The 21,935-nt window shown below is 62.5% G+C and carries 23 protein-coding genes; 8 read left to right on the top strand and 15 right to left on the bottom strand.

Annotated features, from left to right (window positions below):
• Positions 1–12: 12 nt before the first annotated feature.
• Entirely contained in the window at positions 13–825 is an 813-nt protein-coding gene (locus V474_RS20220; RefSeq protein WP_059153207.1) for a coniferyl-alcohol dehydrogenase, read from the bottom strand.
• A gap of 497 nt (positions 826–1,322) precedes the next feature.
• On the opposite strand from V474_RS20220, the gene V474_RS20215 reads away from it, so the two are divergent.
• The gene (locus V474_RS20215) at positions 1,323–1,925 is read left to right on the top strand and encodes a TetR/AcrR family transcriptional regulator (RefSeq protein ID WP_169795116.1); all 603 of its coding nucleotides are present in this window, start codon (positions 1,323–1,325) and stop codon (positions 1,923–1,925) included.
• 18 nt (positions 1,926–1,943) lie between these two features.
• Here V474_RS20215 and V474_RS25130 read toward each other — a convergent pair whose 3' ends face one another.
• The 3 genes from V474_RS25130 to V474_RS20205 are packed head-to-tail and all read right to left on the bottom strand — an operon-like array spanning position 1,944 to position 4,081.
• On the bottom strand, positions 1,944–2,342 hold the full coding sequence (locus V474_RS25130; RefSeq protein ID WP_169795115.1) for a nuclear transport factor 2 family protein: 399 nt from the start codon (positions 2,340–2,342) through the stop codon (positions 1,944–1,946).
• Positions 2,332–3,294, bottom strand: a complete 963-nt coding sequence (locus tag V474_RS20210; protein ID WP_059153205.1) for an alpha/beta hydrolase — start codon at positions 3,292–3,294, stop codon at positions 2,332–2,334. Before V474_RS20210 ends, V474_RS25130 begins: the two co-directional genes overlap by 11 nt.
• A gap of 13 nt (positions 3,295–3,307) precedes the next feature.
• Entirely contained in the window at positions 3,308–4,081 is a 774-nt protein-coding gene (locus tag V474_RS20205) for an SDR family NAD(P)-dependent oxidoreductase (RefSeq protein ID WP_059153204.1), read from the bottom strand.
• A 206-nt stretch (positions 4,082–4,287) separates the two neighbouring features.
• Between V474_RS20205 and V474_RS20200 the strand changes: the two genes are divergently transcribed.
• From V474_RS20200 to V474_RS20175, 6 genes are all read left to right on the top strand, one after another.
• Positions 4,288–4,671 carry a nuclear transport factor 2 family protein gene (locus V474_RS20200; protein WP_059153203.1) on the top strand — a complete coding sequence of 128 codons (384 nt, stop codon included), beginning with the start codon at positions 4,288–4,290 and terminating at the stop codon, positions 4,669–4,671.
• An 87-nt stretch (positions 4,672–4,758) separates the two neighbouring features.
• The gene (locus tag V474_RS20195) at positions 4,759–5,616 is read left to right on the top strand and encodes an SMP-30/gluconolactonase/LRE family protein (protein WP_169795114.1); all 858 of its coding nucleotides are present in this window, start codon (positions 4,759–4,761) and stop codon (positions 5,614–5,616) included.
• 143 nt (positions 5,617–5,759) lie between these two features.
• Complete coding sequence (locus V474_RS20190; protein WP_169795113.1) at positions 5,760–6,749, top strand: acyl-CoA dehydrogenase family protein; 990 nt, start codon at positions 5,760–5,762, stop codon at positions 6,747–6,749.
• Position 6,750: 1 nt separating this feature from the next.
• Positions 6,751–7,929, top strand: a complete 1,179-nt coding sequence (locus V474_RS20185; RefSeq protein ID WP_059153200.1) for an acyl-CoA dehydrogenase family protein — start codon at positions 6,751–6,753, stop codon at positions 7,927–7,929.
• A gap of 2 nt (positions 7,930–7,931) precedes the next feature.
• Entirely contained in the window at positions 7,932–9,002 is a 1,071-nt protein-coding gene (locus tag V474_RS20180) for a Gfo/Idh/MocA family protein (protein ID WP_059153199.1), read from the top strand.
• 72 nt (positions 9,003–9,074) lie between these two features.
• The gene (locus V474_RS20175) at positions 9,075–10,730 is read left to right on the top strand and encodes an AMP-binding protein (protein WP_059153198.1); all 1,656 of its coding nucleotides are present in this window, start codon (positions 9,075–9,077) and stop codon (positions 10,728–10,730) included.
• Positions 10,731–10,766: 36 nt separating this feature from the next.
• On the opposite strand, the gene V474_RS20170 is transcribed toward V474_RS20175, so the two are convergent.
• From V474_RS20170 to V474_RS20150, 6 genes are all read right to left on the bottom strand, one after another.
• A complete protein-coding gene (locus V474_RS20170) occupies positions 10,767–11,555 on the bottom strand; it encodes an SDR family NAD(P)-dependent oxidoreductase (RefSeq protein ID WP_169795112.1) in 789 nt (262 codons plus the stop codon).
• Positions 11,556–11,613: 58 nt separating this feature from the next.
• Positions 11,614–12,609: an aromatic ring-hydroxylating oxygenase subunit alpha gene (locus V474_RS20165; protein ID WP_169795111.1), complete on the bottom strand. Its 996-nt coding sequence runs from the start codon at positions 12,607–12,609 to the stop codon at positions 11,614–11,616.
• A gap of 144 nt (positions 12,610–12,753) precedes the next feature.
• Positions 12,754–13,062, bottom strand: a complete 309-nt coding sequence (locus V474_RS20160) for a 2Fe-2S iron-sulfur cluster-binding protein (RefSeq protein WP_059153281.1) — start codon at positions 13,060–13,062, stop codon at positions 12,754–12,756.
• A 37-nt stretch (positions 13,063–13,099) separates the two neighbouring features.
• Positions 13,100–13,591 carry an acyl-CoA dehydrogenase family protein gene (locus V474_RS26425; RefSeq protein WP_201786077.1) on the bottom strand — a complete coding sequence of 164 codons (492 nt, stop codon included), beginning with the start codon at positions 13,589–13,591 and terminating at the stop codon, positions 13,100–13,102.
• Positions 13,591–14,325 (bottom strand): acyl-CoA dehydrogenase family protein, encoded by a 735-nt coding sequence (locus V474_RS26420; RefSeq protein WP_201786076.1) that lies wholly within the window; start codon positions 14,323–14,325, stop codon positions 13,591–13,593. Before V474_RS26420 ends, V474_RS26425 begins: the two co-directional genes overlap by 1 nt.
• A gap of 3 nt (positions 14,326–14,328) precedes the next feature.
• Positions 14,329–15,462: an acyl-CoA dehydrogenase family protein gene (locus tag V474_RS20150; RefSeq protein ID WP_059153195.1), complete on the bottom strand. Its 1,134-nt coding sequence runs from the start codon at positions 15,460–15,462 to the stop codon at positions 14,329–14,331.
• A 153-nt stretch (positions 15,463–15,615) separates the two neighbouring features.
• Between V474_RS20150 and V474_RS20145 the strand changes: the two genes are divergently transcribed.
• Complete coding sequence (locus V474_RS20145) at positions 15,616–16,506, top strand: amidohydrolase family protein (protein ID WP_236711357.1); 891 nt, start codon at positions 15,616–15,618, stop codon at positions 16,504–16,506.
• 48 nt (positions 16,507–16,554) lie between these two features.
• Here V474_RS20145 and V474_RS20140 read toward each other — a convergent pair whose 3' ends face one another.
• Genes V474_RS20140 through V474_RS25125 form a run of 5 tightly spaced genes read right to left on the bottom strand, consistent with a single transcriptional unit; the run spans position 16,555 to position 21,920 of the window.
• Positions 16,555–17,316 (bottom strand): hypothetical protein, encoded by a 762-nt coding sequence (locus V474_RS20140; RefSeq protein ID WP_059153193.1) that lies wholly within the window; start codon positions 17,314–17,316, stop codon positions 16,555–16,557.
• Between the two features lie 24 nt (positions 17,317–17,340).
• Positions 17,341–19,362: an oxidoreductase gene (locus V474_RS20135; protein WP_059153192.1), complete on the bottom strand. Its 2,022-nt coding sequence runs from the start codon at positions 19,360–19,362 to the stop codon at positions 17,341–17,343.
• A gap of 41 nt (positions 19,363–19,403) precedes the next feature.
• Complete coding sequence (locus V474_RS20130) at positions 19,404–20,165, bottom strand: SDR family NAD(P)-dependent oxidoreductase (RefSeq protein ID WP_059153191.1); 762 nt, start codon at positions 20,163–20,165, stop codon at positions 19,404–19,406.
• Position 20,166: 1 nt separating this feature from the next.
• Positions 20,167–21,309 carry a thiolase family protein gene (locus V474_RS20125; RefSeq protein WP_082699910.1) on the bottom strand — a complete coding sequence of 381 codons (1,143 nt, stop codon included), beginning with the start codon at positions 21,307–21,309 and terminating at the stop codon, positions 20,167–20,169.
• Positions 21,306–21,920, bottom strand: a complete 615-nt coding sequence (locus V474_RS25125) for a Zn-ribbon domain-containing OB-fold protein (RefSeq protein WP_169795110.1) — start codon at positions 21,918–21,920, stop codon at positions 21,306–21,308. Before V474_RS25125 ends, V474_RS20125 begins: the two co-directional genes overlap by 4 nt.
• Positions 21,921–21,935: the final 15 nt, after the last annotated feature.

Below are 21,935 nucleotides of genomic sequence, written 5' to 3'. Positions count from 1 at the left end.
GGCGTCAGTGGGTCATCCGACCGGCGCTTTGGCCCTTTGCGCCAGCAGCCCGCAACCGGTGAAGCCGCCATCAACTGCAACCACCGCGCCGTTAACGTAGCTGGCCTGAATGCTGTTGAGAAACAGCAGCACCGCCGCCTGTTCAACTGCGGCGGACCGCCTGCCGATCGGTTGGGCGACCCTGTCTATCACATCGGTCGGAGTGATCTTTTCGATTTCCTCCAGCATCGGCGTGGCCACGGCGCCAGGCAGCGTGCAATTCATTCGGATGCCCCGTTTGATGTATCGCGATGCTTCGAAAAGCGTCCAATAGATGGCTGCCTCCTTGGAGAACCTGTAGCCTTCCGCGACAAGTGATGCGTGCTCATCGCACCATGCCAGCGCGTCATCGAAGTCTTCATGCCCCATCAGTTCGCCCAGAGCCGCCGACCGTTCGAGCCAGGCCATCCCGCCTGTCGAAGCAACGTTCACGATGCTCCCCCCTGCTTCTATGGCAGGTGCGATGCCGGCCGTGAGATAACGCGTTCCCAGAAAGTTGACCTTCACCACATCGAGCGGAGGCCGTCCCGGGGCAATTCCCGCACAGTTGAAAAGGGAACTATACGAACCCTCGACCTCACGGACAGCTGCCTCGATGCTCTCCTTCGACCGCAAATCCACATGCGTGAACCGCGCCATATCGGTATCGCAAGGTTGCCAGTCCATGCCGTGTACGTGAGCACCCAGTTCCGCCAGAGCCTGCGCGGTTGCTTTGCCGATCCCCGAATGGCACCCGACCACAATCACCTGCTTGCCGTGATACCCAAGCCAGTCCTGCTGTTTCATGTCAGCGATTCTCCCAATTTGATGTGTTCTTAGGAATTGAAAGGACAGGCCATGCCGGCCCCTACGACCCCCATCAAGTTCCGCAACTGAGGCAATAGTTTCGGTACGGCGCGGCGACGGGGCCTACCGCACGCGCGCGCCCTTGTTTGCATACCTTCTCGCGCATTGCATCATTGAACCCGTTCGTCCAAATGCCATCTGGGCCACGAGCTGGTGTCTTAGCGACCGTTTGAGAATGGGATTTTCCCATTCTGCCGCACCAGCCCACTCCCCCACCAAGCGCGCGATTTTCAGCTTTCGGCTTCAACGAAAATCCCCTAGGCAGATGAGAACAATGCTGGGACCAAGATTCAATGCATTCCGATCTTAAGCCATTCGGACAGGATTCCGTTGCCAAGCGGCTCGCGCGCGCCAAGAGCACGAAGCCCAAGCGCAAGCGGACAAATCAAGCCGGACGGCCAACTGCTGACGAACTCGAACGCCGCAAGGCGTATGTGATGGACGTCGCCACCGAATTGTTCGTTCAACAAGGGTATGCCGCGACATCGCTGGTGGACATCGCGCGCGGCTCAGGAGTTGCGACCCGCACGCTTTATCAGCATTTTGGTGACAAGGAAGCGATCTTTCGCGAAGTCATCTTCGCTCGCGATTCCGGCGCCGCTGTCGAACCGCCGACGCTTGAAGCGGACGACACCCTCTTCCTGGCGTTGCGGCGTGCCGGACAGTATGCCTATGCTGTCACCTATCGCGACAATGCCATTGGCCTGATGCGCCTGATGATCGCCGAAAGCACGCGCTTCCCGGAGTTCATGGCGTCCGTCGCGACTTCGATTTTCGTTCGTTTCCGCCGCAATTTCGAGAAGCTGTTCATCGAACTCGAGAACGCTGGCCTCGTCCCTGCAGGAAACCACGCCCGTTCGGCGGAGCTGTTTTCGGACCTCATGCTCGGCAGCAATCCGATCATGGTCTACACAAACTGGTCGGCTGCGGTGCCGTCCGACACCGACCTTGAGGAACGGGTCGAATTCTTCATTCTTGGCCGTTTCAGTGCGACAGTCGCGCGGACGTCGCGTACCAAGAAAGCAAAACTCAAGCCCTGACAACCATCGCAGGATGCATCACAGCCCTGGCGTTCGAGCCTCGCCGTTCACGGCGAGGTCGAACTTTCCCGCGCGGTCGATGTATTCGTCGATACGGCTGATCAGCTGGCCTTCGATCCGGATCATCGCGCAGATCGCCCAGGCGGCATTCACGCCGTCCTTGGTGGTGCCCATCATCATGTGCTGCTGAACGAATCCGCTCGAAGTTCTTTCCCTTCGGACATCAACAAATATCCGTATCGGAAAATTGTCGATCAGCGATTGCCAAGCCTGACGCGCCTCGGACCTGTCCTGCGCCACGCCGTCGAAGCAATGCCAAATACGAGCATCGGGCGTGAGACATGCCAGCACGGCATCGAGATCGCCAGAGCTCAACCCTTCGAAAAATCGGTCAACGACCTGTCCGTCACTTGTCATCAGCAATACCATTCGATCCAGGGTTACCTTCGGTTCCGATACGTAGCCGCATCCAGCGACTGACATCTTCGATTGCCTCGCGTGCGCAAGGCACCGCGGCAGCGGCCGCCAGATAGCCGTGTACCATCGACGCGTCGCAGCGAAGGACGACGCTCACGCCTCCGGTCGCGAGCCGCCGGGCGTAGGCGATTCCCTCGTCTCGCAGGGGGTCAAGTTCCCCGATCAGGACGAAAGCCGGAGGCAATCCGGCCGTGGCAGGGACATGCAGCGGTGAAATCTCAGGCTGGCGGCGGTCAATTCCGCCGGGACAGTAGTGGTCCCAGAACCATCGCATGTCAGCGGTGGACAAGAGCCAGTTTCTGGCGCCCACCGTCCGGTACGATTCAGTTTCGAAATCATGATCGGTGACGGGATAGGCAAGCAGTTGGCCCGAAATCGCCGGGCCGCCCCTGTCCCGCGCGCGAATGGCGCACGCCGCGGCAAGGTTGCCTCCCGCACTTTCACCCGCGATCAGAAGAGGCCCGCAAAAGGCCGTCGAGGCCCACTGCAACGCCGCCCAGCAATCCTCCAGCGGAGCCGGATAGGCATATTCCGGAGCGAGCCGATAATCTACGCTGACGATCGTGCACCCTGACGACCCGGCAAGCCGCCGACACGTCGCGTCGGCCTGATCGAGATCGCCGATGACCCAGCCGCCGCTGTGGAAATAAACGCAGGTTCCCGCAGATGCGTTCGAGGGCGTATACAGCCGCACCGGTATGGCGCCATTCGGCCCGTCAATACTTGTGTCTTCCACCCTGGCCATTTCCGGCAAGTCCCCGGGCGGAGGCGCAGCGGCGATGGTAGCTTTCAGAAGCGAGCGCGCGTCCTGTGGCTGGAGCTGATGAAAATACGGTCGCCCCGCAGCCTCGTTCGCGTCGATGATCGCCTGATGATAAGGATGCAATCGCATCAAACGCCTCCCCCTAGCGCGCCTGTTCCCGCAGCTTGCGCCGGTGCGGGACATTGGGCTGGCCGGTGTGGGAGGTGATCCCCCCGTCCGCCGCCAGGATCGATCCGGTCATGTACGATGCATCATCCGAAGCCAGAAAAGCAATCACGCTCGCCATCTCGTCCGGCCTTGCCATCCGGCCGAGGGGAATGGAGGAAAGCCACGCTTCCTTGTCCTCCTCCCGTGCGACGGTCTGGGCGGTCATAGCAGTTTCGACAAGCCCGGGGCATAGACCGTTCACCCTGATTCCATCGCGCGCGCAGTCCATGGCAAGTGAGCGCGTATAATTGATCACGGCGCCTTTCGACGCATTGTAGGCGCCCATCGCATAATCGCCTGCAAGTCCTGAAATCGACGCGACGTTTACGATGGCCCCGCCGTGTCGCCGCATGACCGGGATGGCGAACTTGCACGCCAGGAAGATCGCCCGGGTATTGACCGCGAATACGCGATCCCACAATTCTTCCGGCATGTCCGGCGTTTCCGCGAGCGCCCCGATACCGGCATTGTTGACGAGGATATCGATCCTCCCGAAAGCCTCGGTCGTGGCGTCGACGAGTGCGGCAACCTGCTCCGCGCTGGTCATATCGGTGGCGATGTAAGTCGCAGCGCTGTCCTGCCGTGCGGGCGGGCTGAGATCCGCGATCACAACTGTCGCGCCTTCTGCGAGAAAGCGGGACGCAGTCGCCTCGCCGATCCCGTTCGCGCCGCCAGTAACGATGGCGACCTTTCCTTCAAACCTGGACATCGTGCCTCCTTGGGGCGAGCTTCCTCTCACACTTCGCGCTTGTCGATACAGCGTATTTAGTCAATGCCCAAGGTGCATTCCTTTTATTGCGCAAATTCCCGGGCTGTGCACAAGACGAACCACGGCGCGCGATTCGAAGGAAAAATCACCGCGCACAAAAAAGCCGCGCGACATGCGCGTCTGTCGAACTGGAGAGGAACATAGGCATGTCCGTCGATATCCGCCCGGCGATTCTGGAGATGGAACAGAGGCGCTGCGCCGCCATGTTATCCAATGACACAAGGATGCTGGAGCAACTGCTGGACACGCGCTTGCGGTTCCATCACGCGACGGGCGCGGTGGACGACAAGCCCGCGTACCTGACGAAGATGGCCGCCGGGCGCATCGCTTACGTAAGCATCTCGTGGACCGAGGAAGTCGTCACCGAACTGGGCAAGGACGCTGCGGTCCTGACCGGCCGCATGGCGACCAACGTCCGGGTAGACGGGACGGAGAAGCATCTCGACAATCGGGTATGCGAGGTTTGGAGCGCGCAATCGGGCACATGGCAACTTGTCGTTTTTCAATCGACACCTGTCATCCAGGCCTAGGAAAAGCCACGCGGCGATAACAGCTTCATTCGTATCTCCGCGCAATACTGGTCGAGGAGGAAGAGCATGAATGACGTTCGTCTGGCTGTGGATGCCGACAATCATCTCGGCGAAACGCCGGTCTGGTGCGACATTGCGCAGGTTCTTTGGTGGGTCAATTGCGAACACCCTGCTGAACTTCATCGCTGGGATCCCGCAACAGACGAGCGCCGGCACTGGGCCATGTCCCAGCGCATCGGCGGCTTTGTTCTGGCCGCCGAAGGTCGGTTGCTGCTTGCACTCGCCGACGGCGTATATGACTTCGATCCGGCCAACGGAGCGCTGATCCTGCGCGCACGGTCGCCGTTGCCCGGTCACGTGCCGCTCCACGAATGCCGGTGCGATCGGCAGGGGCGCTTTTGGGTGGGGTCCTTCGATCAGCATTTTCCGGCAGATCGCAATGCGCGCGGCGGGTGCTGGTTCCGTCTCGACGGCGACCTGCTGACCCCGGTGATCGAAGGCATCAGCGTCGCCAATGCCCTTGCCTTCAGTCCCGACGGGCGGACCATATACCTGTCCGATTCACCGACAAGGCGGGTCGACGCCTATGACCTCGATCCTGCGACCGGCGCAATCTCCGGGGCTCGGCCGTTTCTGTCGCTTGGCCAGGGGGAAGGCTTTGTGGACGGCGCAACCGTGGATGCACAAGGCGCTTACTGGCTCGCCAACGTCAGCGCAGGGGCGCTGAGGCGCTACTTGCCCGACGGGACCCTGGATCGGATCATCCCCCTGCCCTTTTCCAATCCGACCAAGCCATGCTTCGGAGGAGCCGACCTTGGAACCCTTTTCGTGACATCCACCAAAATGGCGATGCCGACGAACATCTCTGCCAGCGCCGAGAACGGCGGCGTTTATGCCCTCGTACCGGGCGAGATCGGGATTTCCGAACCTCGCGTGCACGGCTGAACGCTGCGCCACTGCGGTTTCACGCCTGCGCAAACAGTGAAATGGCACAAGGTTGTTGCAATTTCTTAGCCCTTCCCTATCAACCTTGTTCGGGAGAAAATGCTCGTCCAAAGAATCATTCTTTCGGCAGCGATCCAGCGAGATTGGAAGAAGGAAAGAAGATGTATCTCGCACCTGATGGGGACGAACTCGCGATCATCGACGCGGCGGCGGATTTTCTGTCCGATGCCATGTCGATCAGCCGCTTGCACACCTCGGCGGCGGCCGACCTGGGCGCGCCGCTGCGCCAGGCACTTGGCGAGATGGGTTGGTTTGCACTTTCCGTAGCGGAAAGTTCAGGCGGCAGCGGGTTGTCGGCCGTGGAGCACGTGCTGTTTTTCCGCGAAGCCGGACGCCAGTGCGCGCCGCTGGATCTGCTGGCACAATGCCTCGCGGCAAACACCGTCATGGATCCGGCGCTGCGCGCATCCATTGCTGGCGGCGAAGTCGGCGTCGGCCTGATGGTCGCGGACGGCGGCGATTACCGCATCTTCGGTTCTCCCGACGCCCGCTTCGGGTTGCTCGTGACCGAGACTGCCTCGGCCATCTACGTGCTTGAGGGTGTGCCGTCATCGTCCCGCTGCGCTCTTGACCCGGCGAACTCGATGCGGATGGTGGCAGAACTGCCCGCCCCTCTCGAAACGCTCGATGGCCCTGATATCTGGCGCCTGGGACAATTGGGTACGGCCGCCATGCTGATCGGCATAGCCGAAGCCGCGCTCGATCAGGCAGTAGATTATGCCAAGGTGCGCGAAACCTTCGGCCGTAAAATCGGATCCTGGCAGGCGGTGCGGCACCCGTGCGCCGATATGGCGGTTCGCCTGGAGGCGGCGCGCTCTGAACTTTGGTATGCGGCGACCGCCACCAAGGAACGACGCTCGGATGCCGAGATGCACGTCAATGCGGCAAAGCACCTCGCCAATGTCGCCGGTCTCAGCAATGCGGACACCAACATCCAGCTTCACGGCGGCATAGGCATCACCGACGAACACGATGCCCATCTGCTGCTCAAGCACTCGATGGTGTTGTCGCGCATTTTCGGATCGAAGCGGAGCCTCCTGTCCCGCCTGTTAGACGCACACCTGGAAAACTGACATGGATCTGCATTATTCCGAGGCCGACCGTGAATTTCGCGCTCGGGCGCGGGCGTGGTTGACCGCCAACGTACCTGACGCGCCCCGGCCCGCGCATGGTCCGGCGGCCGCACAGTTCGACAGGGACTGGCAGCGAAAGCTGTTCGACCACGGTTGGGCGGGTATCGCCTGGCCGCAGGAGTTCGGCGGCCTCGGCCTTTCCGGGCTACAGCAGGTCATCTGGTACGAGGAACTGGCGCGGGCGAATGCTCCCCATCACATAAACACCATGTACGTCGCGCTCATGCATGCCGGGCCGACCCTGATCGCGCGCGGGACCACCGAGCAGAAGGCGTTTCACCTTCCACGCATCCTCAATGGCGATGCCTTGTGGTGCCAGGGATTTTCCGAACCCAACGCCGGTTCGGATCTGGCTGCGCTCAAGGCTCGAGGCGTCATCGACGGCGATTCCATTGTGGTCAACGGCGCCAAGATGTGGACCACCGACGCGCAGCACGCGGACTTCCAGGAACTGCTCATCCGCACCGGTCCGGATTCGGAACGACACAAGGGGCTGACCTGGATCATCTGCGACATGACGACGCCGGGGATCGAGATCAAGCCGATCCGCACGATGATGCAGGACGACCATGTGAACATGGTGTTCTACGACGACGTCCGCATACCGCTCAGCAATGTCGTGGGCGAAGTGGACAAGGGCTGGTCCACCGCATTGGCGACCCTGTCGTTCGAGCGCGGTCTCGGCTTCATCGGTGATCAGCTGGAACTGTACGAGCGGGTCTGCCGCGCGATCGAACTGGCGGAAAACACGCTGCTCGAAAATGGGCAGCGTGCCATCGAATGCGGGAGCATCGCGCAGCGTCTCGCATCGATCAAGGCGGATACGATTGCGATCCGCTCCATGACCCTGGCCGACATCGCGGAAACCGACCGCACCGGTGAACCCGGCCCGAAGGGTTCGATGATGAAACTGATGGTCACCTCGACCCACAAGGCCCTGAGCGAAGTGGTCGGTGAAATCATGGGTTGGGATTTTCTCGAGTTCAACGGGGATCGCGCAGCCCACCCCTGGACCTACGACTATCTGTGGAGCTGGGTGTTCAGCATTTCCGGCGGAACAAACGAGATCCAGCGCGAGATCACGGCCGACCGCGTGCTCGGCCTGCCGAAAGGTCGTTGAAGATGCGTCCGCTCAGACTTGCGATCGCAGGCGCCAATCCCGAACGCGGTTGGGCTCGCGACACCCATATCCCCGCCCTCGCCGGCATCCCGGCGATCGAACTGGTCGCCGTGTCTGCCCGAAATCAGGACATTGCCGATGCCGCAGCCGAAGCATTCGGTGCATCCAGGGCTTACGGCGACACCCTCAGCATGGTCCGCGATCCTGACGTCGATGTCGTCGCGGTAACGGTAAAGGTCCCGGAGCATCGCGCCATCGTGCTGGCAGCGCTTGAAGCGGGCAAGCACGTCTATTGCGAATGGCCGCTGGGGCGCAATCTCGCCGAGGCGCGGGAAATGGCTGACGCAGCGCGTCGCTCGGGTCTGCATGTGGCGGTCGGGCTGCAGGGGGCCAATTCGGTGGCCGTACGCCATGCTGCCGCGCTCGTTCGCGACGGCGCGGTAGGGCGTCCGCTCGCCTTGCGTGTGGTTTCGTCCACCGCAGGCTGGGGCACGACTGCCCCGCCGCATTATGCCTACCTGCAGGATCGCAGCAACGGGGCGACACTGGGAACGATCGCGGGCGGACATACCCTCGCCGCCGCCGAAGCCGTCGTCGGCGCTTGTGTCGAGATTTCGGCCCGCAATTCGATCCTGCTCGATACGGTGGAAATCGCGGGGACCGGTGAACGGGTTCGGCGCTCGTGCGCCGATCACATGCTGCTGACGGCGAAGCATGAATCGGGCTGCGTATCGAGCATCGAGATCGTGGGAGGCCAACCTATCCCGTTGCGGTTCGAACTGCGCGGTGTGGACGGTACCCTTGAAATTCAGGGTTACCACCCGGGTGGCTACCAGTGCGCGGAACTGCAGGTTGTGTGCTCCAAGACCGCACAGGACCAGCCGCTCCCGGCTGTCGGGGGTCTTGACGGTGCCGCGATAAACGTAGCGCAGTTGTGGTCCCAGTTTGAAAACGACATACGTGACGGAACCCGCACAGTTCCTGATTTCGACAAGGCGGTCCGACTAACCCGTCTACTGGATGCGATAGAAACCGCATCCGACGAGGGGCGGACCGTGGCGCTGGCAGATTGATGTACGAATGCGACAAAATAGCATGGATATCCGCAGATCTATGAACGCCCGGTATTTCGCATGAATTGGTCGATGGTAACGGACCCGAGCGGCTTTCAGACCCGCTGGTCCGACGAATTGGCCCAGCGTTATCTGACGCAAGGTCACTGGACGAACACGACGCTTGTCGATGCGGCGCGCCAGTCGCTTGCCGAAGATCCCGAGCATACCCTCCTGATCGAGGGCGATCGTCGCCTGACCCGGCGAGAGGCATGGGATCAGGCGCTGCGGCTCGCCGGTTTCTTCCAGTCGCGCGGTCTGCAGCCCGGCGATGTCGTCTCCTTCCAACTTCCCAACTGGATGGAGACAGCGGTGATCGCGCTCGCGGCGCGAATGACCGGGCTTGTCATCAATCCGATTCCGCCGATCTATAGGGAATCGGAGCTTGCCTACATTCTGGCGGACTGTCGCTCCAAGCTGATCTTCACCCCGGGCGTGTTCCGCCGCCACGATCATGCCGCAATGCTGGAAGGCCTGCGCCCTGTCCTTCCCGAATTACGCGACATCGTCGTGGTACGCGGCGCCGGTCCGCTGACCTGGAACGAAGCGCTGACGTTCCAACCCCTCGACGAGGCGACACTCCCGACCGTGGATCCCGCGGCGGTGATGATGGCGATGTACACCTCGGGCACCACCGGCAAGCCAAAGGGTGTTCTGCATACCCACTACAGCTACGATCATCGCGCCCGCGCCATGGGTGAGGCCTGGTCGATCGGCCCGGAAGACACGGTCTTCATGCCCTCGCCGGTCACTCATATCACCGGCGCGTTGTGGGCATTCGACATGACGTGGATCCATGGCTCCGCCAGCGTGCTCATGGACGTGTGGACGGTGGCGGAAGGCATCCAGGTCATCGAAACCAACCGATGCACCGTCAACGGAGGTGCCACGCCCTTCCTGCAGCAGTTGCTCGACACTGCCGGCGAACGGCCGGAGGCGCTGGCTTCGCTGCGGCTGTTCTTCTGCGGCGGCACCACGGTTTCGCCCGACCTTATCCGCAAGGCATCCCGGACCTTCCCCGAATGCCTGTTCTTCCGCTGCTACGGTTCGACCGAGATGGTCACTGCCACGCTTGGTATCCAGACACGCGAACAGGCCGACCTTGGCGCCGATACCGACGGCGCTATCGTTTATCCGGCTGAATTGATCGTCGTCGACGGCGCCAGCGGGCGCCCGCTACCAGATGGCGAGGAAGGCGAGATCATCGCCCGCGGGCCGGGTCTGTTCTTCGGCTATGCCCACGCCGCCGACAACGACGGGAATTTCGATGCCGACGGGTTCTTCCGGATGGGAGACCTGGGCCGCATCGTGAACGGGGCCGATGGCGGCCGCTACATCGTCATCACGGGGCGAAGCAAGGACATCATCATTCGCTCGGGCGAGAACATCAGCCCCAAGGAGGTCGAAGACCTTCTCTTCAACCATCCCGCGGTCGCCGAAGTCGCCATCGTCGCGATGCCCAGTGCCGCAACGGGGGAAAAGGGCTGTGCCTTCATCATTCCGCGAGCCGGACAATCCATAGATCTGCCGGAAATTCGTCGCTATCTCGATGCAGAAGGGCTCGCGCGCCAGAAATTCCCCGAGCACGTGGTAGTGGTCGACGACCTGCCGAGAGTGCCTTCGGGCAAGGTCAAGAAAGACGTACTGAGAGCGCGCGCGCGCGAAATCGCTGCTTCCGAACCGACCTGATCTGCCCATCAGGCAGACGGCCGGGCAGCGAGCCCTTCAACGCCAGGAAAAGCCGCCATCGACGGGCAACTGTGTGCCCGTGGTGAAGCCGGAGTCCTCGGTCGTGAAGAAAAGCGCCGCGCGAGCAACATCCTGCACTTCGCCCAGGCGCTTCAAAGCTACGCGATCGGCCGCCCGGTCCGAATGTTCGGGATTCTCCCAAAGATATCGCGTCATCTGCGTCTTGATGACGCCGGGGCAGATCGTGTTGGCACGAATGCCGGGACCAAGATCAAGCGCCAGCGACTTGGTGAACATCGATAGTGCCGCCTTGCTGGCGGAATAGCCGGTAGTACCGGGCATCGGCATCAGCGCGCTGACCGAAGCGATGTTGACGATCGTGGCCGCTTCCGCCGCCAGCAGAAACGGCAGCGCCGCCTTCAGGATATTGAATGGCCCCGTCACATTGACCGCGAGCATTCTGTCCCAGCTGGCGGGATCAAGGTCTGCGAACGGCACGATGTCTAGTATGCCCGCCGCGTTGACCACGCCATCGAGACCGCCGATCGCCCGAGCGACATCGGCGACAACGAGATTTACCTGCGATCGGTCGGTGACGTCGCAAGCATGACCAAACGCACCCAATTCTGAAGACACCGCGCTCAGGCTTGCCTCGTTCACGTCCAGCAACCCGAGCTGAGCCCCTTCCCCCGCGAAGAGGCGCGCGATCTCGCGGCCCATGCCGCTAGCCGCGCCCGTAATCAGGATGCGTCGGCCTGCCAGTCTTGCGTTCATTCGATCACCCTCTCGCGTCACCTGCTTGATGCCGGGCCCGTTGCTCGTCATGGGCGCAGCGACCACCTTCGGTTCGCTGTTCCGTGTCAACGCCGGCCCAAAGGTCCTATCAGGCAGCTTGGCTGTCGGGCTCCGGATCGTCGAACTGGAAAAAGCGTGCATACTGGGCCCGGTACGCCATCATCGGTCCGTCCCCTTCGACCAGCAGCGGCGTGCTCATGTAACGCTTGGTATTCCAGATCGGAATGTCCTCGTTCACCTGCTTGACCAGGTCTCGCATCCGGGCCTGGGTCACGCGCATGCGGCCGTCGCTAAGCCCTGGAATATGATACATTTGCCAGCGCAGATGCGTCGTCTGCGAATCGATCGGGGTGACCTGCTGAGACTGCACGATATGCGTCACGTCGATATACTCCGTAATCGACTGGCCCGGGCCGGTGGCGGTGACGTCGATCTTGCCGGTCATGGGTCCCCGCGGTGTCGGCATCTCGACGACAACCGTGTTGCGACGGACCCAGCCATCAAGGCGGAACTCACCCTTAGGGGCGGACGACACGCCGTGAACCGCGCCGAAGTGCGCGTGATCCTGACCGTTCTCGGTGATTTCCTGACAGTGGATATTGATAACCCACTCGTGCGTTTCAGCCAGCACCCATTCGCCTTCCGGACATTCGGGCAGACGCGCCACGTCCCATTTCGGTGCGGCTTTCTTCGGGTGATACCACACGAAGATGACCCCGTCCGCTTCGGAGACTGGCCAGGTCGGAAGGCAGTTGCGACGCAGCTTGGGCGGAACCATGCGGCTATACGGAATGTCGGTGACACCGCCATTGCCGTTGAAGCTCCAGTGATGGAACGCGCAGCGCAGATCGTTGCCCGACACCGTGCTGTTGACGCCCAAATGCGCCCCCAGGTGCGGACAGAACGGATCGACGGCATTGACCGTACCATCCTCGCCGCGCCAGACGACGAACTCGGTATCAAAGTAGCGAAGGGTCTTGATCTGGCCGGGCGCCACATCGCCGGACATCGCCACCGCGAACCACCCGAAGGGTATCGGCATGGCGGCGTAGCCACGATCAAGAACTGCGGGTGCTGTGGCCATTTCCATCTCCGAACCAGACTTTCTTCCAGGACAGACGTATGTCCTGTGCTTCTTCGCGCATCGTCGACCCCGAACTAATGCACGAGACCTATTGCAATATAACCCATCTCGCCAGGAGCGTCAAAGCCACTTGGCGAGAGGACGTCATTCTTCCGGCGCTATAGTAGCCTCCATGCCATCCGCTGCCGCATCGACGGCCAACTGGCACGAAAGTCGGGAAAACGCGCCCGCATCCAGGGCTTCGAGCATCTCGGCCTCATCGTCGCTTGCCGCTGGCAGCGAGGCAAGCCATTGCGGGCTCAGCGTCACAAGGCAAGTGCCGCAGGAAATCGCTCCCCCGCAAGTCCCCAGCGTCAGATCGACGTGCTCTCGCAACACCTGCATCAGCACGTCTCCCGACTGGGCGGTGACGTTGCGTACCTCGCCTGCGCGGTCGGTGATGATCAGTTTCACGTCAGCCAACTTCTGCAACTCCATCGATTGGTCTTGATCAACGCCCACGGGGAATTTCGCGGAACGGCACGGTCTTGTCGACGCGGATGTCACCGGGAAGGCCCAGGACACGCTCGGCTATGATGTTCTTCATGATCTCGTCCGTGCCGCCGCCAAGCCGCAGCCCGGGAGCCCACAGGAAACGGTGCTGGAACGCACCATTCATCAAGGCGATGTCCGGGTCGTCGACAAGCCCTGAATGATCGAGGATGTCGAGCGCCTGACTGGACAGATTCTGCGCCAGGCCGGACCACAGCAATTTTCCGGCAGAACCCTCTGGTCCTGGTGCCGTGCCCTTGGACAGCGAGGTCAGCGTGCGGAAACTAAGAAGGCGAATCGCCTCGGCATCCACGTAAAGGTCGGCAAGCCATTCCCGGAACGCCGGATCGTCGAGCGCGGTCCCTTCCCAGGATGCGATCTGGCCTGCCAGCTTCACGACGTCGCGCCACGACAGTCCGCTGCCCGAACCGAGCGCGGCTCTCTCGTTCATCAGGGTAGAAATGACGACTTTCCAGCCCCCCCCACTTCCCCGACCCGCTGACTGTCAGGAATGCGCACGTCAGTGAGGAAAACCTCGTTCAATTCGTTGTCGCCCGACATCATCTTGATCGGACGCACTTCGACGCCAGGCGTCTTCATATCGATCCAGAACGCAGTCAGGCCCTTGTGCTTGGGCACGTCCGGGTCGGTGCGGGCGATCAGCATGCCATAGTCGGCGATCTGCGCCCCGCTGTTCCACACTTTCTGTCCGTTGACGATCCACTCCTCGCCCTCCTTCACCGCCGCGCTGCGGATGCCGGCGGAATCCGAGCCGCTCGACGGTTCGGAGAACAGCTGGCACCAGATCTTGTCGCCGCGAACCGCGGGGGGAATCAGGCTCAGGGAGAGCGGGTCCTTGTTATGCTCCAGCAAGGCCGGCAGCAACATATGCAGACCAGTCATGAAGTAGGTGAACTGCAGACCGGCGCGCGCTTCTTCCTGATTGAAGATGGCCTCCTGGATCGACGTCCCGCCCGCGCCGCCCCAGGCCACCGGCCAGGAAATGCAGCCATAGCCCGCGTCCGCCTTGGTAGCCTGCCAGATCCCGGCGACTTCCTTGTGCCGGTCGTGCCAGTTGCGCCGCTCCTCAGGTGAAAGGTGGCTCATGTCCGGCGCGTTGGCGGCGATCCAGCCGCGGACCTGCGCGCGGTAGGCGGCCTCTTCGGGGCTGTCTTCAAAGTTCATGCGTCAGTTCCCTTGACCAAGTTCGGCGGCGACCTGGCGTTGCAGGCGATCGGCCAGACGCCGCTTCCAGTCGCGCGGCGCGCCAAGAATCAGCGCAAGGTGGCGCGCCCTTCGGTAGAAGAAATGGCAATCCGCCTCCCAGGTGAAGCCGATGCCGCCGTGAGTCTGGATGTTTTCTTTAGATGCCAGCCAGTAGGCGGCCGATCCCGCCACGCGTGCGGCCGCGGCGGCCACCGGCAGTTCAGGCGCATCGCACGAGAGCGCCCAGGCCCCGTAATAGGCATTGGCCCTTGCGACTTCGTTCCTGACGAAGACGTCGGCCAGCTTGTGCTTGATCGCCTGGTAGCTGCCGATCTGGCGCCCAAACGCGTAACGCTCGAGCGCGTAGTCGCGGGCCATCTCCAGCGCCCGGTCGGCGCCGCCGAGTTGCTCGAAAGCCATCAGGATCGCTGCCCGGTCCTGGATGCGGGCCAGCAGTTCGAACCCGTTTCCTTCCAGCCCCAACGCCTGCGCGGGAGCGCCTTCGAAACGCAAGCTGGCAGCTCCACGAGTGGGATCGATCGTCGAGACCGGTTCGCGCGTCACCCCCGGACCCGTCAGGTCAACCAGGTAAAGCGCCGGGCCGGCCTCACCGCGAGCCAGCACGACGGCGCGGTCGGCCGCATCCCCATCCGTAACCGGAACCTTTATGCCGGTGAGCCGCCCTTGAACCACCTGCGCGTTCAGCGTGGCATCGCACAGCACGCCGGGAACTTCGGTACCCGCAACCGTGCCGATCAATTCGCCGCTGGCAATTAGCGGAAGCAGCTCCGCCTTTTGGTCCTCGCTCCCGGCCAGCAGCAGCGCTTCGGCGAACAGGTAGACGCTGGAGGCGAACGGGACGGGCGCTACAGCGCGGCCGAGTTCCTCGGCAAGGGCGCACAGTTCGACATAGCCGAGCCCCAGGCCGCCGTAGATCTCCGGTATTGCTGCGCCGCACCAGCCTTGTTCGCCGATGCGTGCCCACAGTGCGCGATCGTGCCCCGCCTGACCATCCTCGAGAACCCCGCGAACCACCGCCAGCCCCGAAAATGCCGATAGGAATTTCCGCGCTTCGTCCTTGAGCGCCTTCTGGTCGTCAGTGTAATCAAAGTTCAAGCTGCACCTCTCGTCGCCCTTGGGCGCTTATTTCCCCAATCCGATTCGGTAGCGCCTTACCGTTTTGGCGCGTCCCTGGCGGCCTCAAGGCTTGCCCCTGCACCCGCTTTACAATACTTCACGCCTGTTGCAATACCACTCGTAAGCCCCGGAATGCGCGGCGTTCCGAGAAGCTCGAAAAAAGGATTACCAATGCCCCGGCCTCGCGACATCGCAGCGATAGACACCCTGATCGGCTTCAGGGATTACGCCCACGCGCCTGCGGTAGCGAGTGAGCGCGTGAAGTGGGACCGCCATCCAGCCGAGTACATGTTCAAGGATCTCCCCGGGGAACTCGACGCCGATCGCGCGCGCGAATCGTCCATCGAGGAAACCATCGCGAAGATGGATGAATTCAACATCGCGATCGGTGTGATCCACACCAACGACGACCGCTCGTTGCAGGCACTCAACCGGTATCCGGACCGTTTCGTGGGCATAATGCCGGTCAATCCGCATCTGGGAATGGATTCGGTTCGCGCCATTCAGAAAGCATACGACGAGATCGGCTTGCGCGGCATATCGATGTTTCCATCCGGTCAGAACCCGCCCTGCCCGATCAACGACAAGCACTGGTATCCCATCTACGCCAAGTGCGTGGAACTGGATATTCCTGCGTTCTGCACGACCGGTGTGCCTGGGCCACGCATCCCGATGATGCCGCAGTACGTCGGACACCTGGACGAAGTCTGCTATGATTTTCCGGAACTGAAGATCGTAATGCGCCACGGCGCCGAGCCCTGGGTCGATCTGGCCGTCAAGCTGTTGCTGAAATGGCCGAACCTGTATTATTCGACCTCGGCGTTTGCCCCCAAATACTGGCCGGAAGAGATCGTGAAATTCGCCAACACGCGCGGCGAGGACAAGATCATCTACGGCGGCTATTTTCCGATGGGCCTCGATCTGTCACGAATCTTCCGCGAAATGGATGAGGTACCATTCAAGGAATCGGTCTGGCCCAAGTTCCTGCACGACAATGCCGCCCGCGTCCTCGGCCTCTCCTGATGACGCAATACGGCCGGCGTGCCGATCGCACGCCGGCCGTACACTCATTCAGGCCTTGTCGGGATAGGCGGAAAGATCTCCTGCATAGGCGATCCCTTCGTTCCAGAACCTGTCACCGCTGATCTTCCGAAAGTAATGCACCGTGCGCGCGAGCGAGCCGGCCGACGAGCGCGGCTCCATGGCGATGCCGCTGGGGCTGTGGCCAAGCGCGCGAGCGACGAAATCGGTGATGGTGAAAGCCAGATCGTCGGTCTGCTGCGCGGTCATCACAAGCTGGTCTCCCGGGCAGTACGTACGCGGCGCGACCTGATGATCACTGAGCCGACCACGCTTCATCGCGACGTGCCCGGGGACGTTGGCGACCTCGACGCTATGCACGTTTTCATACCAGGTCTGGTATTCGTCGAAGCGCCCGGGGACGTAATTGCCGATAAGCACGCTTACGCCGGATAGCGGCCTGTCACGCTGCCAGTTGGGACTTCCCTTCCAGTCACCGTACAGCTCATAGCTGAACAGGCGTTCTGTCTCGTCGCCGCGGACGAGCCCCGCATCCCTCGCTTCGGCCAGCAAAGGTCCGAGGGCAGGACCATCTATCGCGGGGTCCGGCAGATCGAAATCGTAGACGCTCAGATACCGCCAGGGCTGGGGTGCATCGCCCAGTTGCTGCTCCGTCGTCTCGAAGCGGTCCGCTCCGATCAGTCCGCGCAGCAGCCCCAGCTTCTCGCGATGTTCGCCATCGAACCAGCGAGCGTAATCGTCCTCGCGCCCTGCCGGCACGTTGTGGAGGTGAAGCGTAGTGTAAAGTGCCAAGTGCTTGCTCCCTGCTTCCCAGGCTTAGACCCGGCGTGCCAGATAGGCGGATTCGTGGATGGCGTTACCGTAGGAACGGGGACGACGGGCATCGCCTACGACCTCCACGGCAATGCCAAGCTTGTGCAACTGGGTTGCGAGCGGTGCGTGGGCCACCCGGCCCGGCGCGATGACAAGGCTGGCACAGGCGATCGTTTCCTGCCGCCCGTCGGCGTGCCCCACCACCACATTTCCGGCAGCGACCTCCAACAGGTTCACGCCCTGTTCCGCGGCGAGGCCGACCTCCTGGGCCCACCGCAGGACGGACTTGGCCCGCGACCCGATGTAAGGCGCCGGCACGAGCTTTTCTGCCGGATCGAGAAGGCGCACCGATCGCCCGGACCGCGCCAGATCCAGCGCCAGTTCAATGCCTTCACCCGAACCCCAAACCACCAGCGGCCCGTCGGGGAGCGTGTCCAGCCCTTCCTTCAGCGCAGTATCTATCGTGCGCGCAAAACCGGATGCCAGCGCAGCGTCAAGGCCGCGGACATCCGGCAATGCCGGCCTGGCACCCGTAGCCACCACGACGACGTCGGGCTTTTCGGCGAGGACGACGTCGCGGGTCAGTTCGGTTTCGAGGCGCACCGATATCCCGGCCTTGGCGACCATCAACCGGTGCCAGTCGGACTGGTAGGCAATCTGTTCCATGTTCGGCAAGGTGCGGTAGTTACCGGCCCAGGCAATCGCGCCGCCAAGCTGGTCCGAAGCCTCGAAGATCGTCACGTCGTGGCCGCGTTCATGGGCGGTGAGGGCGTATTCCATGCCGCCCGAGCCGCCTCCGGCAATGTAGACCTTCTTGCGGGTAAGCGCGGGAACCAGGCGGTAGTCGCGGTTCCGGCCGAACGAGGCGTTCTGTGCCGACCCGGCGATGCCCTTGCCGAAGATGTTGCCGGTCATCAGCGAGGCGCCGGTACGGGTCGACTTGCGGATTTCATCCTCGCGCCCTTCGGTGATCTTGCGCGGAAAATCAGGATCGTCGAGCGACTGGCGGCAGGACGCGTAAAAATCGGCAGCGCCATCGGCGATCATGGTGCGCATCTGGTCGGGAGTGTTGATGTTGCACGAACCCATCAGCGGCATGTCGATGCCCTTGCGCTGCAAACCGGCGCGCAGCCGCTTCAGGCTATCAAGAGCGACGAGATTGGGTACGTAGAAACCGCCGCCGATGAACTCGCCCGACGAGACCTCCGGATCGCGGCTCTTGGCAGGCAGCATCGAGCCGAACGTGCAATCAAGCGCCTCGATCCCCAGCGCATGCAGACGCGGCGCGTAGTTTTCGACGAAATAATCGACGTCGTATCCGCCCTCGTAATTCTCGTCGCAGCACAGGCGCGGGATCAGCGGAAAGTCCTTGCCGCACAGTTCCTGGGTGCGCTGCAGGATCTGTTCGCAGAACAGGAAGTGATCGGCGTATTCGTCGTTCCGACCGGCATTTTCAAGCAGCGACAAAGTGACGTGCGGCAGCGATCCATGGCAGAAATGGTAGGAGATGTAATCATACCCCGCCTCCATCGCGCGGCGACCGGCCTGGGCGTAATCCTCGACGAGGCTCTTGTAGACATCGGTGGGAACGACGCCCGGCTGCTGGTTGCCGATGGGATAGCGTCCCGAGGGGCCCCATGCGACGGTGCCCGGAATCCAGCCCTTCCCCGGATCCAGTGGGAACGACGTGCCGACGCCTGGAATCAGGCCACCATAAAACAGCTGGATACCGGCGAGCGCGTCGTTGTGATGAATCACTTCCACCAGTTCGCGATGGCTGATGATGTAGGTGTCGTCGTAGAACCCCAGCATGCGTTCGTTGATGAGGCCGTCCCAGCGCACATTGGTGGCACCGACGCAGACCGCCCCGAATCCGCCGGCGGCCAATGCCTCATAGGCACCTACGGCCTGCTGCGTGACGTAGCCCTTGTCATCCGACATGTTCATCGTCGTGGGCGCATGGACCATGCGGTTGCGGAAATTCAGGCCACGGGTCTGGTAGGACTGCAAAAGCGGATCGTTCACGGGATGCTCCAATAAAACGGCAGGCGCGCTGAGGCGCAAAGTCAGGCGTTGGCGGCGCGATCTATGACGATCGACGTGCCGGCGATGTAGCTGGCTCGGTCGGAAGCGAGGAAGACGATGAGGTCAGCCACTTCCTCGGGGCGGCCGGTTCGCCCCACCGAGACGGCAGCGCGCACGGCGTCGGGCGATCCGATCTTGTCGTAGATCCGGCAAAGATCGTCGGCCATCGTCGTCTCGATTATTCCGGGATGAACGGCATTGATGCGGATATCGTGCCCGGCGCGCAGGTTCTGTATGGCAGCGCTGCGGGTGAAATGCGCGATGGCCGCCTTGCTGGCACCATACGACGCCATAAGCGTGTTGCCCCGCAGCGAGGCAGAGGACGAAAGGTTGACGATCGCACCCTTGCCCTGCCGCTGCATCAAGGGGAGCGCCATGCCCATCCCAAGCAGCGAACCTTCGACGTTGACGCTGAACGTAGTTCGATAAGTATCAAGCGAGCTATCGCCGACGCTGTCCTTGAGTGCGACACCTGCGCTGTTGACGAGAATGTCGAGGCGGCCGAACTCGGCCTCTATCCATTCGCCAACCTCTCGCCACTGTGCTTCGTCGCCGACGTCGAGCGCGCGTGCGCTTCCACCTACCTGCCCGGCGACCGCCTGAGCACCGGCGAAATCGCGGTCCAGCACGATCACCCGCGCCCCGACTTGCGCCAGCGCCAGCACAGTAGCCCGGCCGATTCCCGCGGCCCCGCCGGTCACCGCCGCCACCTGGCCGGACAGATCAATCCACGCCCCGCTCATGTCACGCTTTCTCCAGCACATGGACGCCCGCAGCGGCGACCGAAGCGAAGCCAAGGACATGGGTCAGACCGATCCGTGCGCCCTCGACCTGCCTGGCGCCGGCTTCACCACGCAGATGATGGACGACCTCGACGATGTTGGCGACGCCCGTCGCGCCGATCGGATGGCCCTTGGCCAGCAATCCGCCCGAGACGTTCACCGGAAGCCTTCCGCCCAGCGCGGTATCTCCGCTGTCGATCAGGCGCCCGGCCTCACCTTCGCCGCACAGACCCAGATTCTCGTAGTGCAGCAGTTCCGCCGTGGCGAAGCAATCGTGCAACTCGACCATGTCAAGGTCCTCCGGCCCGAGCCCGGCCTGTTCGTACGCCTTGCCAACGGCCAGCCGCGTCACGGAGTTGGGGTCGAACATCTCGGGCGCGCGGGCCTCGTAAGGGTCTGAAACCAGTACCGAACCCCTCACCCTTACGGCGCGGGCCAGCCCCAGTTCGCGAGCCTTGCGTTCGGATACGACGACCACGGCGGCGGCACCATCGACATTGGGTGAGCACATCAGCTTCGTCAGCGGCCAGGCGATCATTTCGCTGGCCAGCACATCTTCCAGCGGCGTCTCGGTACGATAGGCCGCCTTGGGATTCATCGTGGCATGGTGGTGGTTCTTGACCGCCACCTTGGCGAACTGCTCGATCGTCGTGCCGTATCGGCTGGCGTGGACCATGCCAGCCTCGGCGAAAATCGACGGCGGCGCGACCGAACCGAACAGCCCTTCCGGCGGAGGTCCTTCCGTCAGAGGTCCGCCCATCAGGCCGCGCGGATTCTTTTCCGCGCCGACAGCGAGGACGACGTCGTACTCCCCGCTTTTCACGGCGAGGATCGCCTGCCGAACGGCAGTGGCCCCGGCAGCGCAGGCATTGGAGACGTTGACACACATCGCCCCGGTCTGACCGATGAGCTGGAGCACCCGCTGGGCTACCATCGAGGCGGAATTGAACGTCGAGCCGGCGTAGATCGCCTCGACCTCGCGGATCGTGATACCGGCATCGTCAAGCGCCAGCAAAGCGGCTTCTGCCGCCAGCTGGAACGGCGTCCGGTCCGGGTGCCGCCCGAAGCGGATCATGTCCGCGCCCACGATGAATGCGTCGCTCACTGGCCAACTCCTTTCGGGACGAAGTGAAACCCGACGTAAGGCCGGCCTTCCTTGTCAAGAATACCGCCCGCATCGTCGATCACGGCTTCCACCGCCAGATCGGGATGCACGGCCTCGGGCGCAATACCGCGCAGGGTGCCTTTGAGCGTGAGGCCTCCATCAAGATCGACGATCGCAGACACAAACGGTACGGGAATGCCCGGATAGCTGCGGTGAATGACCGACCAGCTGAACACCTTGCCGCCCGGCCCGGCACGCACCGCCTCAAGCGGCGTGCGGCTGCCACAGGCCCGGCAGGCCATGGTCGCATCGGCGACGACGGCCCCGCAATCCACGCACTTGCGGCCTTCGATCACGGCGCTGCCATCAGCAGCAACCCTGATCGCCTTGTGCGCGGGCTGCGCCTGGGTCTTATCGCTTTGAACCAGTGTCCTTCTCCCAACCGGGGCTTCGATTCGCCCTTGCATGCCGCGTTCCATGCCCTGTTTCCCGGGCGTCTCATCGCCAATGCCACTACCGACGGCAATAATCAATGAAACGATGCTATTGCAATAATGGCTACAGCGATTAGGAGAGAATTTCAGCCATGAGCCGTCAAGGGCAAGCCGCACAATCCTCGTGACGCA

Origin of the sequence: Novosphingobium barchaimii LL02 (assembly GCF_001046635.1) — a bacterium.
Lineage (GTDB): Bacteria > Pseudomonadota > Alphaproteobacteria > Sphingomonadales > Sphingomonadaceae > Novosphingobium > Novosphingobium barchaimii.
The sequence above is the reverse complement of the archived record's forward strand: the minus strand, read 5'-3'. Positions and strand labels throughout refer to the sequence as shown.